14 protein-coding genes are annotated in these 14,694 nt (G+C 39.9%); 11 read left to right on the plus strand and 3 right to left on the minus strand.

Going from position 1 to position 14,694, the window contains the following annotated elements; all coding sequences use genetic code 11:
• Positions 1-193 precede the first annotated feature (193 nt).
• From B9Y67_RS02515 to B9Y67_RS02535, 7 genes are all read left to right on the plus strand, one after another.
• Entirely contained in the window at positions 194-403 is a 210-nt protein-coding gene (locus tag B9Y67_RS02515) for a hypothetical protein (protein ID WP_085505213.1), read from the plus strand.
• The gene (locus B9Y67_RS02520; protein WP_085505214.1) at positions 393-983 is read left to right on the plus strand and encodes a zeta toxin family protein; all 591 of its coding nucleotides are present in this window, start codon (positions 393-395) and stop codon (positions 981-983) included. The genes B9Y67_RS02515 and B9Y67_RS02520 overlap by 11 nt, the downstream gene beginning before the upstream one ends.
• 303 nt (positions 984-1,286) lie before the next feature.
• A complete protein-coding gene (locus tag B9Y67_RS20915; RefSeq protein ID WP_254901680.1) occupies positions 1,287-2,009 on the plus strand; it encodes a TOTE conflict system archaeo-eukaryotic primase domain-containing protein in 723 nt (240 codons plus the stop codon).
• Complete coding sequence (locus B9Y67_RS21190; RefSeq protein WP_441007543.1) at positions 1,939-2,520, plus strand: TOTE conflict system archaeo-eukaryotic primase domain-containing protein; 582 nt, start codon at positions 1,939-1,941, stop codon at positions 2,518-2,520. The genes B9Y67_RS20915 and B9Y67_RS21190 overlap by 71 nt, the downstream gene beginning before the upstream one ends.
• The gene (locus B9Y67_RS20920; protein WP_369668739.1) at positions 2,487-3,599 is read left to right on the plus strand and encodes a DEAD/DEAH box helicase; all 1,113 of its coding nucleotides are present in this window, start codon (positions 2,487-2,489) and stop codon (positions 3,597-3,599) included. Before B9Y67_RS21190 ends, B9Y67_RS20920 begins: the two co-directional genes overlap by 34 nt.
• A gap of 220 nt (positions 3,600-3,819) precedes the next feature.
• Entirely contained in the window at positions 3,820-4,071 is a 252-nt protein-coding gene (locus tag B9Y67_RS02530) for a hypothetical protein (RefSeq protein ID WP_085505215.1), read from the plus strand.
• 683 nt (positions 4,072-4,754) lie between these two features.
• Positions 4,755-5,606, plus strand: coding sequence for a DegV family protein (locus B9Y67_RS02535; RefSeq protein ID WP_085505216.1), 852 nt, complete (start codon positions 4,755-4,757; stop codon positions 5,604-5,606).
• A gap of 103 nt (positions 5,607-5,709) precedes the next feature.
• On the opposite strand, the gene B9Y67_RS02540 is transcribed toward B9Y67_RS02535, so the two are convergent.
• Positions 5,710-6,495, minus strand: a complete 786-nt coding sequence (locus B9Y67_RS02540; RefSeq protein WP_085505217.1) for an SDR family oxidoreductase — start codon at positions 6,493-6,495, stop codon at positions 5,710-5,712.
• A gap of 340 nt (positions 6,496-6,835) precedes the next feature.
• Here B9Y67_RS02540 and B9Y67_RS02545 point away from each other — a divergent pair, with 340 nt between their 5' ends.
• Positions 6,836-8,215 carry an MFS transporter gene (locus B9Y67_RS02545; protein ID WP_085505218.1) on the plus strand — a complete coding sequence of 460 codons (1,380 nt, stop codon included), beginning with the start codon at positions 6,836-6,838 and terminating at the stop codon, positions 8,213-8,215.
• Between the two features lie 83 nt (positions 8,216-8,298).
• Complete coding sequence (locus B9Y67_RS02550; RefSeq protein WP_085505219.1) at positions 8,299-9,552, plus strand: benzoate/H(+) symporter BenE family transporter; 1,254 nt, start codon at positions 8,299-8,301, stop codon at positions 9,550-9,552.
• A 177-nt stretch (positions 9,553-9,729) separates the two neighbouring features.
• Here B9Y67_RS02550 and B9Y67_RS02555 read toward each other — a convergent pair whose 3' ends face one another.
• On the minus strand, positions 9,730-11,292 hold the full coding sequence (locus B9Y67_RS02555; protein WP_085505220.1) for an IS1182 family transposase: 1,563 nt from the start codon (positions 11,290-11,292) through the stop codon (positions 9,730-9,732).
• Positions 11,293-11,627: 335 nt separating this feature from the next.
• On the opposite strand from B9Y67_RS02555, the gene B9Y67_RS02560 reads away from it, so the two are divergent.
• A complete protein-coding gene (locus tag B9Y67_RS02560; protein WP_085505221.1) occupies positions 11,628-12,437 on the plus strand; it encodes a 5'-methylthioadenosine/adenosylhomocysteine nucleosidase in 810 nt (269 codons plus the stop codon).
• Positions 12,438-12,604: 167 nt separating this feature from the next.
• Here the strand turns inward: B9Y67_RS02560 and B9Y67_RS02565 are convergent, their stop codons facing one another.
• The gene (locus B9Y67_RS02565) at positions 12,605-13,606 is read right to left on the minus strand and encodes a tRNA dihydrouridine synthase (RefSeq protein WP_085505222.1); all 1,002 of its coding nucleotides are present in this window, start codon (positions 13,604-13,606) and stop codon (positions 12,605-12,607) included.
• Positions 13,607-13,924: 318 nt separating this feature from the next.
• Here B9Y67_RS02565 and B9Y67_RS02570 point away from each other — a divergent pair, with 318 nt between their 5' ends.
• Positions 13,925-14,446, plus strand: coding sequence for a pyridoxamine 5'-phosphate oxidase family protein (locus tag B9Y67_RS02570; protein WP_085505223.1), 522 nt, complete (start codon positions 13,925-13,927; stop codon positions 14,444-14,446).
• Positions 14,447-14,694 lie beyond the last annotated feature (248 nt).

Raw genomic sequence — 14,694 nt, forward strand, 5'->3', positions numbered from 1 at the left:
ATGGTTATAAAGTGACAGGACGATAAATCTCAAAACTAGTTTTCAAGATAGGGCAGAATAATGGAAGGCATTTTCGAGATAAGGTGTAAAAATGGGATATACCTTTATTTATGATAGCAGGCTGTTCATTGTATAGCTTTACCGTATGATATAATAGAAATAAGAAAAACGATGATTTAGAGGTGGAATTATTATGCTTGAACACAATGAACACTCAAGAAAAAGAAAGTATGGCTGGGTTAATCAATGGGCTAAAATGACGGGAGAAAGAGCCAAAATAGATGCTAAAGTCAACAACACCTACATTGTGTATGCTACAAAAGACGGTTTAGTCAAAGAATTCCCTAATGGTGAAATAAAACCATATACTGAAGAGAGACAGGGAAAATCAAATGAGATCTAGTGACAAACCAATAATGTACATTTTTGCAGGTAACAATGGAAGCGGGAAAAGCACAATACGAAATCTAATTATAGACAAGATTGGTATTGAGACGAATATAGATCCAGACGGAATTGCAAGACATTTAGATCCATCTAATCCTGAGTCAAAGAGGGCAGAAGCCGGCCGGTCAGCAATTAAATTAGCCAAAGATTGTATCAAAAATAAGAGGAGTTTCTCTGTAGAAACGACACTTTCAGGAAAAACATTTCTGCAAAGAATTAAAATGGCTCGAGAAAATGGTTTCGAAATAACGATGTTTTATCTTGGATTAGAAGATGTTCAACAGAATATTGAACGAGTTGCTTTGCGAGTGCAAAACGGAGGACATCATATACCCACGGAAGACATCCTTAATAGGCATGTGAAGTCAAAAGAAAATTTGATTAAAAACTTGTCATTAATAGATAATTTAGTAGTGATGGACAATAGTAATTTTAATGGTGAAATCGTCTTAGAGGCTTATGATAACTACATTGCATATGAAAGCAGTGAGCTGCCTGAATGGGTTCTTCCCATTAAAGAACAATTGAAAAGTTAATAGTGAACCTCATAAAACTGTCTAAAAATAAGGCAGTTTTTATAATATCTCGAAATCAAAGGTTCATTATAAAAGGGCTAATGCTTAAAAGAGTATTTGCCATTATCATATAAGTATAGGAACTATCAGGAATGTAGTTTTTTAACTGGCAGAGCAGGGTTGTTTAAGGATAGCGATTTTTTGACATCCTCATATCACAATAAAAATAGGTTTCATAAACAAATTGATAATGTTAAACGAATTGTTAGGCACGGCTCAATATATTTAAAAACTGGAATCAAACTGCATGAAGAGGGATAATTCATGAACGATTTAGAGCGGAAATTGGAAAGTGCATTAAAGGAAATCACTCGGCTAAAAGATGAAAATCAAAAATTGAAAGAATTGCTGGCAAAGCATAAAATTCCTGTCTCTAACTATCAAGACAAACATGTTCAACACATGGCGAGAAGTGAAATTTTACAGAAACGCATCACTATCTTCAGAAGACTGTTTAAAGGACGGACTGAGGTATATGCGGTGCGTTGGGAGGGCAATGGAAAGTCAAACTATGTGCCGGCCCGTAAATATGAACCCAAAAAAATATATAAAGAGCGTGATTTGCTGCCACTAACGGACAATGTCATTGAGGATCACTTGCGTGGCAATAAAACTATTGGAATCTATCCTTTATTAAAAGATGAAACGTGCTGGTTTTTGGCCGTTGATTTTGATAAAAAAGACTGGCAAAAGGACGCTCTCACGTTCATTGGTGTTTGTAACGATGTAGGTGTGCCTGCAAGCGTGGAAATTTCCAGATCTGGAGATGGTTGCCATGTCTGGATCTTTTTCAGTGATAAAATGGAGGCTAAAACTGCTCGTAGATTAGGGAATCTTCTTATGAACCTGACCCTGGAAAAGCGATACGAGACAGGTGTTGATTCGTTTGATCGGTTTTTTTCCAAATCAAGATACAATGCCAAAAGGAGGTTTTGGAAACCTGATCGCTCTACCTTTGCAGAAATTCCCCAGGAAAAATGGTTATAGTGTCTTTGTTAATAAAAAATTCGAGCCATATATTGATCAATGGACGTATCTGGAGTCTGTAAAAAGAATCAGTAAAAAAACGGTTGAATCAATTCTGTTAAAGCACAATAATTCGAGCAGTTACACTGTGAAAAGTGAACCAACATCATATGATATAAATATACCTTCTGAAATAACCATCATAAGAAAAAACGGCATACATATTCCCAAAAATAAGCTTCCATCAAATATTTTGAACGAGTTAATAAAGCTCGCTGTCATCAATAACCCTGAATTTTATAAAGCACAATCCAAAAGATTGTCTACACACAGGATACCTAGAAAAATTGACTGTAGTTATGAGATGGATGACTCGGTGGTTATCCCGCACGGCTGTTTGGGAGATATAAAAGCTATATTATCTAGGAACAAAATTACCTTCTACATCGATGATCAAACAAAGGTAGCAGTCACAATTTTCATTTTCGTGGGAGTCTTCTGCCGAAACAAAATGAAGCGGTCTACGCTATGAAGATAAGTAGTTGTGGTGTCCTATCAGCGGCAACTGGGTTTGGTAAAACTGTTGTGGCGGCAGCGCTGATTGCAGAGAGAAATATCAACACGTTAATCCTCGTGCATACCAAGCAGCTACTTACCCAGTGGAAAGAAAGTTTGCAGTCCTTTCTTAACTTGGATGGAAATCAGATTGGTCAAATAGGTGGAGGTAAAAAGAAACCGACAGGTAAAGTGGACATTGCTAAGATTCAAACTTTGATTAGATCAGAGGATATGCGCGAAAAAGCCAAAGGCTATGGACAGGTGATTGTCGGTGAATGCCACCATATTTCAGCGGTAGGTTTCGAAAAAGTACTAAGGGAAGTAGAGGCTGCTTACATTCACGGACTAACTGCAACCCTAACTAGAAAAGACGGGCTGCAAAAGATAGTTGCTATGCAATGTGGGGAAATATGTTATAAAGTTACTGCCAAAAGCCAGGCAAAACTCCATCCGTTTGACCATGTGCTTATTCCCCGGTTTACTAGTTTTAAAAATAACGATGACAGCATTCAGAAGGTTTATACAAATTTAGCTATTAATGAAAAATGGAACAAGCTGATATTCAATGATGTATTAAGAGAACTTGAGAATAATGCGAATCCAATTATTTTGACAGAGCGGATCGAACATGTGCATGAATTGGAAAAGCTCTTTAAAGGATTTGCTAAGAATATAATTGTGTTAACAGGCAAGCTGAGTAAGCAAGAAGAGAAAGACCGATTAAAACTAATAGAAAGTCTTTCAGATAATGAAGAGAGGCTTATCATTGCCACCGGAAAGTATATCGGAGAAGGATTTGACAATGCTAGGCTGGACACTCTGTTTCTTGCCATGCCAATCGCCTGGAAAGGCACGCTCCAGCAATATGTCGGTAGATTACATCGCGTTCATACAGATAAGAATGTTGTAAAAGTATACGATTATGTTGATTATCAGGTTCCCGAGTTGAAGAACATGTATGAAAAGCGCATGCAGGGATATAAATCGATGGGTTATAAAGTTCAAGGTGGTGGTGATGAAAATAGCAGCGGGCAACAGATGAAGTTATTTTGATAGAATATATTGTGGGTGGGATGAATATTTAAAATGAAATTCAAAATCCCTCGATCTCTCCTTTTAAATGGAATGAACTGATTAAGCAAATCGAAGAGTCTACCATTCTTTTCAAAAGATTAAAACATTCCTTAATTAGTATTGAAAAGAAATTATAGCCCTTTAGTGAATAAAAGAGTTACGATAAAATAATAAAAAAGTATAAGAAAGGAAATCATTTATGGTACCTATTTCTATAGACTCCTACGTGAATAAGCATTGTAAGAGTAATCCTGGTGAAGAACCAAACAAATTAAAGAAAAGGCTTAAAGAGGCGGTTAATAATAAGAAAAATGGGGCGAGCTGCTTCAACTGTGGTCAGGAAATTTGGGCTATTGGTAGTGCAATTGCTTACCAGGGGTGTTTTTCTTGTATAACTGGGGAAGCGGATGGCTCAGAAGATTATGAGATCGACGAAGTGTGTTGGTCATAAAATAAAATTCTTATTTTTTTCTGAAAAATAATTTTACCGCCTATTCAAAAACTGCACAATTCAAAAGTATTGAATTGCGTCTATTATTCCACTATAGAGGACTGGATTATGACTGGATACTGTTCATAAAGTATTAAAACTTATTGTGGTTTATAAACTAACTTTACGATTGAAACCTTGCTATAACAAGGTTCTGTGGGTCTTATTATTGTCCTATTAAATAGCCGAGTGAATGGGCGGCATGATGTAATCAACCGTCCTAACCCCTTGGTAAATAAATACTTTTAGTTTGTATGCCAATAAATGCTAATATAAGGGCTTCTTAAGAGTTAATATAACTCCTAAGAAGCCCTTTTTGTTTATAATTTATTCTTTTCGATACCTCAAAAACTTCACAATCTCCATCATAATCACAGCTCCAAGAGCGAGGGAGTCGCAATCATTATTATTCATCGGTGTGTTTGCCTGTTCCCCATTACTAATTGGAAAAGCCCTCTAAAAGGCCAGCTTGTTAAGTTTTGTGTCTACCGAGGTGGGGGTCAGGCACTTTTAAAAAATTGCACTAAAAGTACGGCGAATAAAAGTTATTACAATGCGAATGGGATTATCTCATGTATAGTTAAAGTATAATGTAATGCAGGAAGAATGGACGCAGGCCAAATATAACCAGAGGGGGAAATAGAATGCGAAGGATAATCTTATCGACAGAAAGCGGTGCCGACTTACCGGGTGATTTAGCTGAAAAGTACGAGGTTCAAGTAGTTCCCATGCACATTATTATGGATGGAAAAGATTATTTAGACGGTTCTTTGCCAGTCGAGGATATTTATGACTACTACAGGCGTACGAAGAAAATACCCTCTACTACCGCCACCAATACTCATGAGTATCAGGAGTTTTTTGCAACTATAAGAGATAATTTCCCAGATTGCATCATTATCCATATTGGTTATACATCAAAAGCATCTTCTTCTTTTCAAAATGCGGTAATTGCTGCAGAAGAATATGAAGACATTTTTCTCATTGATGCGCTGAACGTTACTGGCGGGTTAGCTGCAATTGTATTGTATGCGGCTGAGTTATTAGAAAAAGAACCTGGCATTGAACCAGAACACTTTGTTGAAAAGATAAAGGCAATTGTTCCTAAATCAAGGCTGGCTTTCATCCCAGGTATCCTGGAGTTTCTTAAAGCGGGAGGACGGGTAAGCAATATGGCTTCTCTGATAGGAGCTCTGTTGAAAATAAAGCCATGCATAGAGTTGAAAGATGGAAAGCTTATGTCTACAAAGAAGTACCGCGGGAAAATGGGTACTGCTACTGAAAAACTCTTTCACGATTATTTAAATGAATATAACATCGATCGACAGCAGCTTTATTTTATCTACTCAATCGGACTCGATGAAAGGATCAAGACGCGGATGGAGGAGGTTGCTAAAGCAAACGGATTCCAATATATAAGGTGGATCCAAGCGGGAGGTATGATTTCTACCCATTCTGGCCCCGGGGGATTTGGGGTAGCAGGAGTAGAGCAATAGTTTTGAAGTGAAGTTAGCTTTCCTTCTACTATAAAAGAAAGTGCCTGATCACCACTCTGCTAAAGTGATAACGCAGTGGGGGTCAGGCACTTTCAAAAAGCAATTATATTTTCGCTTCCCAATTCTTCTTTTCTTCCTCTTTCATCATATCTTCAGCCTCCTGAGGATAGGCTGTTCGGTAAGCATGATGATCGGATTCGATCACCTCTACCATTTTATCGATCATATCCTGTGGATCGTATTGATCGTCTAGTATTTTCTCCGTTTCAGCAATCGATTCTCTTGGTGTGAAGTTTTTGTTTTCATCGTACCATTTATGCTTTTCTTCAAACATACGGTCATTAAAGCCGGTTTCAAATGGTCCAGGGTTAATCGTAGCTACCTGGACATTAAACTCTTCAAGCTCGGCTTTCATGGTTTTCGCTAGCGCTTCGACTGCATGCTTAGAAGCTACATAAGGACCAAGGTACGGCATACCGACAATCCCTACAATTGAGCTCAAAAACACAATTTTTCCTGCTTTCTTTTCTACGAATTTCTTAGCTGCAATTTGAGCGTTTTCCAGTGTACTGAATACATTTGTTTCAAATATATCCCGGACACGATCTACTGGAACCTCCGCAATGGGCCCGCCTTCACCAATAGCTGCATTGGCTACGAAAATATCATAATCGTACTCCTTAATTAACTCCTGATCACGCTTATTTTTAATGTCTAATTTAATTACCTCTAATTCTACCCCAGCTTCTGAAGCTGCCTCTCTTAAACTAGTAATTTGGGTGATAATCTCAACCGCTGCAATCACGTGATGGCCTTTTTTAGCTAATCCGATTGCTGTGCCTTTACCTAAACCGCTTCCTGCACCAGTGATGAAAATTGTTTTACTCATATTTTATTTCCTCCCTTCCTATGTCAGAGAAGTTCCCTCTTGTCCCTTTGTTAAAACTTCCCATAAGGTGTAGTGACGTCATCTTTTTAAGCTTTCTATACCATCAGTAAATTAGTTCTCTATTAATTGATTGTATTTTCTAAATTATTTAAATTTTTTCAATTTTTGTTGCGTATAGAGAAATCTCAATCTTATCTTATACATTACATGCCCATATAATAGGTTTACTGAAAGGAAGGATGGAGGTGATCCCTATTATTAAAGAAGGATAATTATTGTTTTTCAAAATGATACTACTTGAAAAATTTTAAAAATCTTTTAAGGGAAAGAGGAGATGTGTATGGCAAAAGTAAATCCAGATCAAATTATTGCTGAAAGTAAATTTAACCGCTTACATTTAAGTTTATTTTTATGGAGTTTCTTGATCATTTTATTCGATGGATATGATTTAGCTGTTTATGGGACAGCTTTACCACTCATAATGGAAGATTGGGGTTTAAATGCCGTTGAAGCAGGATCAATAGCAAGTTATGGTCTCTTCGGCATGGTATTTGGCGCCATTATCTTTGGCATACTGGCGGACCGTATTGGAAGAAAGAAAGTTATTATTATCAACGTACTTCTATTTAGCTTATTCACTCTACTTTGTGGTTTGGCAAACTCAGCAGTGACTTTTTCTATCTATCGTTTTATCGCAGGATTAGGACTTGGAGGCATTATGCCGAATATTGCCGCTCTAGTTTCGGATTACGCTCCTAGAAAAATGAAAATTAAATTAGTATCTTATACATTAGTCAGCTTTGCCATCGGTGGAGCGCTTGCACCGACTGTTGGAGTTCTTTTAATTGAGGGATTTGGATGGCGGTCTGTGTTTATTGTTGCGGGATTACCGCTTTTAGCTATTCCTTTTATGATGAAACAACTACCGGAATCTTCTAAATATCTTATCCGTACTGATAAAAAAGAAGAACTATTTTCCACGCTTGCCAAAGTAAGTCCTGGTTCAACATTCAAGATGACTGATGAAATTGAGGAAGTAAAAGTAACACAAACAAAAGTACCTGTTGCGGGACTATTCAAGGAGAATCGTGCTTTCAGAACTATCGGTTTCTGGATAGCATTCTTCTGTGCCCTCTTAATGGTATATGGATTAAATACTTGGTTACCGAAGCTAATGATCGAAACGGGTTACGGATTAAATTCAAGTTTAGGTTTCCTGATTGCCCTTCAAGGCGGAGCTATTATCGGGATTCTTGCTCTTAGTAGTCTTTGTGAAGAATATGGTTCTAAAAAGGTTATTATGGCCTCTTATATTTCCGGAGCCATTGCTTTAGCTTTACTAGGGTTTGGCGGGAGTACATTTTATATCTTCATATTAGTGGCAATTGCGGGTGCTGCTACAACAGGTGCTCAAGTTTTAATTCAAGCTTATGTTACATCGTTCTACCCTTCAGAAATGAAATCAACAGGTTTAGGGGTGGCTTCAGGAATTGGTCGATTCGGCGGTATGACTGGACCGATTTTAGGAGGGTTCTTGTTGACATTAGCTCTACCTGAATTCATGAATTTCCTCGTATTTTCCATTGTTAGTATTGTGGCTGCAATCGGGTTATCATTGATTGCTGATAAATATTCAGCTTCTAATATAAAGGAGCAAGCGACTAGTCAGAATACTGGTCTACCCAGTAAAGGTGATATACGTGAAAAAGGGATCTGCTAATTTCCGCTCAGATGGGTTACGTAACTTCTTGAACATCTTCTTCAAGACTGACACTTATTAGGCATTATTAGAAAGGAGATTATATGGAAGAGAATCGTTTTCCGACAAATCTAAAAGAACTACCTCAGAATTTGAACATTAATGCCATTAGTTCGGGTTTAGTCGCAGCCATTTTTGGATGCACTGGGCCTGCATTAATTATCATCGGAGCGGCAACGAATGGTGGATTAACGTATACACAAGCGATCAGCTGGATTTTTGCTGTTTATTTTTTTAGTGGATTACTCGGCATATTTATTGCATTAAAGTATCGCCAGCCTATTTCCGTAGCCCATACAATCGCTGGCGCTGTACTAATGGCGGGGTCGTTAAATCACTTTTCTATCCATGAAGCGGTGGGAGCATATATCATTGCAAATATTCTTGTTATCCTCCTTGGTTCTACCGGATTAATTGAAAAGGTACTGAAATGGATCCCTCTTCCGATTGTTATGGGAATGATTGTTGGTGTGATGATCCAATTTGCGATAGACATGATTACATCGATAACTCTCGCACCGTTACTCGCAGGCTCAGCGATCCTCGCGTTTTTACTTTCATTACGATACCTTAGAAAGGTTCCACCTGTATTGTCTGCGTTAATCGTTTCGGTAGTTGTGGCGATCTTTACAAATGCTTTTGAATATCCAGCTGCTCAGCGTATGTTTGTGCTTCCAGAACTTGTGATGCCCGCATTTAGTTGGGAGGCGATTGTGTCGATTAGTATTCCACCGACACTCTTGATTATCTGTGCGGAAAATGCTCAAGCGACAGGGATACTACTGGCTCAAGGTTATAAACCGCCAACAACGGGCATGGCTGTATATGGTTCTTCGGTTGGACTTTTCGCTTCTCTGTTTGGGGGGCATGCAATCAGCATCGCCGGACCAATGACGGCCATCTGTTCCGCAGACGAAGTCGGTAAAAAAGATAGCCGCTATGCAGCATCGGTCATGAACGGCGTGTTCTTCGCAAGCTTTGGCTTATTTGCAGCGGTCGTTGTTCCATTTGTCACTGCCATGCCGAGTGTCATCGTTACGGTCATTGCCGGCCTGGCTATGCTAAGGGTTCTCATCAACTCACTGAAAACAGCGTTCTCAGATACTAAGTTTCAAATGGGTGCATTTTTTGCCTTAATCATCGGAATGTCAGGCGTAAACTTCTTCAAAATCGGTGCACCATTGTGGGCCATTATCGGAAGTCTGTTTGTCTCCTTACTCGTTGAAAAAAATCACTTCGCATTTAGTAAAAAGAAAGAAGTCAAAGTGAGAAAAGAAAGAATAGAAACTAGTGCTTAATGATACACAATGGTACCAGGTTTATCGAAAGCTGCTTTTTAGTACACGGGAAACTCTAATAAGAGTCTGGGACATAACTAGCCGAAAATAGTAAAAAAAGGGTTCCGATTATCGAATTTTGATGACCGGAACCTTTTTTACTGAGTCAATCTCATAATTGGTTAGACGGTTTCCGTTTCAGGCCGTGTACTTTCTCAAGTTCACGGCCAAAAAGGCAAAACCTAATTCATTTTCAACGTTATCGCTGCCCCTAACGGACATGCGAGTGAAACGCAAATTAGCCTTCAGAAATCCAAAAACTGGCTCTACATCTACTTTGCGTCTGCCGTAGAGTTCGCCGGTTTTCTCATCCGAAAGCTTCTCTCTCACCGTATTTTTTTGTTGCTCCCACTTTTCATTATAATAGATTTTTCGATTGTTCCCTTCTTTTGCCTTCGTGCACTGGGAACGGAGCGGACATCCCGTACAATCTTCGCTCTCGTACACTTTGAACTCCCGAGTATAACCGTTTCGATCGGTTTTCTGGGATCGGTAACGGAACGTCACTTGTTTTCCGTTAGGACACGTATAGGAATCTTCTTCTTCATTGTATGACCAATTCGCGGAGTGGAAGGCATTTTTTTGAAAGCTCTTCGTCTTCTCTTTACGATAAGAGTTGTATGTAATCAGAGGCTCACGCTCCCGGTTTTCCAGGACATCTTCATAATTTTCTTCACTCCCATAGCCCCCATCGGCGACGATGTAGTTCGGAAGTTCAAAGTAATCCTGTTCGATCCGATCAAGGAAAGGACCGAAGGTACGCATATCCGTGGGGTTCGGAAAAATATCATAAGCGAGGGCGTATTGACCTTCCGTCGCAACTTGGATATTATAGCCGGCTTTCAATTGCCCATTCTTCATATAATCATCTTTCATCCGCATAAATGTCGCATCGTGGTCTGTCTTCGAATAACTATTCCTTTTCCCGAAGATTTCCATGTCGTTCGCATATTTTTGCTTGCGCGCCGCAAAGTCTCTGAACTGTTTCCTGGCCTGATTCGGTTCTTTGCGTTCGGAACGAATTTGTTTTCGTTCACTTGTGTCTTCGCTTTCTTCAATTTTCCGGTTCAAGTCTTCGACTTTTTCATCTAATGTTTCGGCTATATCAGAAAGTTCGTCGACCGATAATTCCTCCGGATTTTCCCTTTCTATTTCAGGGATGATTTCCTTTTCCACTAATTCATCATACATTTGGTTGGACTTTTCTATTAGCTTGTCGCTGTAGTTTTCGACGGCCTTACGCCAGACGAACGTAAACTTGTTGGCGTTTGCTTCTATCTTGGTTCCATCAATAAAAATAGCTTCCGCATCAATGATATCTTCTTGAACCAGTCGGGAACGAAACTGGACAAAGCTCTGGCGAAGAAGATCTTTGACGGCGGGGTGGACACGGAACCGATTAATGGTTCGATAGCTGGGCTCATAACCTTGAGCCAGCCACATCATACGCACACTATCCTTGAGTAGCCCTTCGATTTTTCTTCCAGAGAACACGGATTGGGTGTAGGCGCATAAAATGACCTTCATCATCATGCGTGGGTGATACGCCGGGCATCCCGTGTCACGCAGGAATGCTGAAAAGGCTTCATCCGGAATACTTTCCACCAACTCATGCACGGCATAGGCGATATCATTATCTTGAAGTTTCATTTCCACATCCATAGGCAAGATTACTTGGTTCATGTTATACTGTTTAAACATAAGGACACCTCCGATGGTTGTTGTGTGGTAACTTTAATTTTATCAGAGGTTGTCCTTATTTTCTTTATTGAAAATAAAAGAAAACCATAAAAAAGTGGTCGGCATCATGTTGATGCCGACCACTTTCCGTTTAATTTACTGGGTTTTGTCCCAGCCTCTTTTTTAGTACTGCTTTTGCATGGTGGGTGATGATCGTAAGACATCAGAATAAATTCGTGTTATACAAATTTAAAAAGAAAGGTTGGCAAGAAATAGTGAGTTGTGTAAAATAAAACACGTACATTATAAGTGTGGTTTTTTTAAATGTTCGTATTTAGGGTGGGAGGAGTAATAACATGAATTTAAAACAACGTATAAGCAGTTTATTTGGGATCGTGATCTTAGTTTTCATGCTTGCGGGGTGTGGGGACCAGCCCGAGGCTACAGGAGCGCCTGACAAAGAGGAAGAAAAAGTAGTAGGAATCATAGGTCCAATGGAAGTAGAAATTGACATTCTTCATTCTCATATGGAAGTGGAAGAGACAACGGAAAAAGGGACATTAACCTTTTATGAAGGAAATTTAGAAGGCCAGCCTATTGTACTGGTGAAATCGGGAATCGGGAAAGTGAATGCAGCATCTGCAGCTCAAATGCTCATCAGCGATTTTGATGCAGATATATTGATTAACTCTGGCGTTGCAGGTGGGATTCATCCTGATCTAGGTCTTGGAGATATCGTTATTTCCACAAAGACCGTGCATCATGATATGGACGAAACGGCTAAAGATTTTAAGCCAGGACAAATTCCATATATGGATACAAGGTATTTCGAAGCGGATCAAGAACTGATTCAGCTTGCGAAGAAAGGTACGAAGGGTCTTCCTGATTACGTTGATGTATTCAAAGGGCCGATTGCGACAGGAGACCAATTCATTGCAAGCAAAGAAAAAACGGACTGGATTTATGAAACGTTTGATGCGTATGTTGTTGAAATGGAAGGAGCGGCTGTTGGACAAGTTGCCTACTTAAATGAAATCCCGTACGTAGTCATTCGCTCAGCTTCCGATGATGCAGGAGAAGAAGCAGCAGGAATACAAGAAAACTTTGTAGAAGAAGCAGCGAAGAACTCCAGTCATGTGATTGAAGAAATGTTGAAAAATATGTAAGATTCCAAAGGGTTACCTGGGAGATTAATAAGCGCCTGCCCCACTGTACTAAAGTGATAACACAGTGGGAGCAGGCACTTTTATTTACTCGTTACCTTTTAGGAATACATTAGGTCAAAAAAATAGAGAAAAGCTCGATTGGCTTTTCTCTATTGGAATTAAACTTATTACGAAATAGAAAAACTTTTCTCTTCTGTCACGCCACCATGTTCCTCCGTAAACTCATCAAGCAGAGCACGTACCTCATCGGTGGATTTTGTGTTCATCAGCTGATTCCTTAACTCACTTGCTCCCCGGAATCCGCGGACATATATTTTAAAAAAGCGGAGGAGCGGTTTGAAGAGACGCGGTTCGAGTTCTTCGGAATATTTATCATGAAGATCGAGCTGCAGGCGAAGGAGGTCGAGCAGTTCTTCGCTTGTGTGCTCTTTTTTCTCTTTTTCAAACGCGAACGGGTTATGGAAGATCCCGCGGCCGATCATTACGCCGTCCACGCCGTATTTTTCCACGAGCTCAAGTCCTTTCTGACGGTCTGGAATATCTCCGTTAATCGTCAGAAGCGTATCAGGTGCCACTTCATCACGGAGTTTCTTGATCTCGGGAATCAGCTCCCAGTGCGCCGGTACTTTACTCATTTCTTTTTTCGTACGGAGGTGAATGGAAAGGTTGACGATATCCTGTTCCAGCAGGTGCTTCAACCAGTCGCGCCACTCATCCACTTCCGAATAACCGAGACGGGTCTTCACACTGACAGGCAGTCCACCCGCTTTGGCAGCCTGGATGAGTTCCGCTGCGACATCGGGGCGACGAATCAATCCGCAGCCTTTCCCTTTTGTTGCGACATTCGGCGCAGGACAGCCCATGTTGATATCAATGCCACGATATCCCATCTCTGCCATACCTATACTCATCTGACGGAAGTACTCGGGCTTATCTCCCCAGATATGGGCGACGATCGGCTGCTCATCTTCCGTGAACGTCAGACGTCCCCGCAGGCTGTCTTTTCCTCTCGGGTGGCAGTAGCTCTCTGTATTCGTAAACTCTGTAAAAAACACGTCAGGTCTTGCTGCTTCACTCACGACATGACGAAAAACGACATCCGTCACTGCTTCCATTGGCGCAAGAACAAAAAACGGTCGCGGCAACTCATGCCAAAAGTTATCTTTCATACTATATCTGAACCTTTCCTTAAGGAACGAGGTCGTTCCAAAATTTAAAAGTAAAATATTTCTGCTTCTTATCTATATCCACTTAGGCTGGATTTCAACCAATATATACTTTAATGGTATCAAACGAAAAGTGCAAGAGAAAGTCGCGGTGGAGAGCGCTGGAAAAGAGTGGTGCAGGTGCTCGTGCCTCCCCAACTAAAGAATGAACGTGTAAAATTGTGTCTATTCGGGAACAAGAAGAAAAAGATAGAAGGTATACTGCTTCGATCCATTGGGATAGGAGAGCGGTAGCTTACAACGATAAGGAGGGAAACATAAATGGCAAACCAAACTTCAGAAAACCAGGAAACCATCAAGAAAATTAAAGACTTGATTAAAGATGAGAAGGTAGCGATGCTGACCACGTTAACTCCAGAAGGCAAGCTGATGTCCCGGCCGATGCGTACCCAGGAAGTAGAAATGGATATGGATAAGGAAGAAATCTGGTTCATCACCGAAAAAGATACCGAAAAGTATAGGGATATCGAACGTAATTCTGCCGTTAACCTGGCATACGCAGGCAACTCCTATGTATCGATCAGTGGCACTGCTGAATTTGTTCAGGATGAAGATAAGAAGAAAGACTATTGGAATAAAATATTAGGACGATTACTGAACACTTCTCCCGATGATCCGAATGTTGTATTGGTCAAAGTGACACCAGAAATCGCCGAATACTGGGAGTCCGGCGTGAACGTCAAGACCGTTAAGGAGTTTGTGAAAAAGATGACCAGCAGTAAGTCGTTAGATGATAGCAATGATTTGAAAGATACGGTCCACTTTAATGAAAACACAAAATAACTTATAATCTGAATGCAAATAAAGCAGGAACCGATCATAGGTGCCTGCTTTTTTAATATTAAAAAAGAGAAATGAGTATTTTCCCTCCCTTTCATAAATCACTTATAGTATAATAGATGGGAATGTATGTTCTTAGAAATGATGTTTTATCTCCTCAATTTAAACCCCGGACACCTCTATCCAATACCTTTATTACGATCCCCATCATTTATTAATTTTTCATTGCACCTCAACAGTCATTCATCGAA

Origin of the sequence: Thalassobacillus devorans, assembly GCF_900176565.1 — a bacterium.
In the GTDB taxonomy this organism is placed as follows: Bacteria; Bacillota; Bacilli; order Bacillales; family Halobacillaceae; genus Thalassobacillus; species Thalassobacillus devorans_A.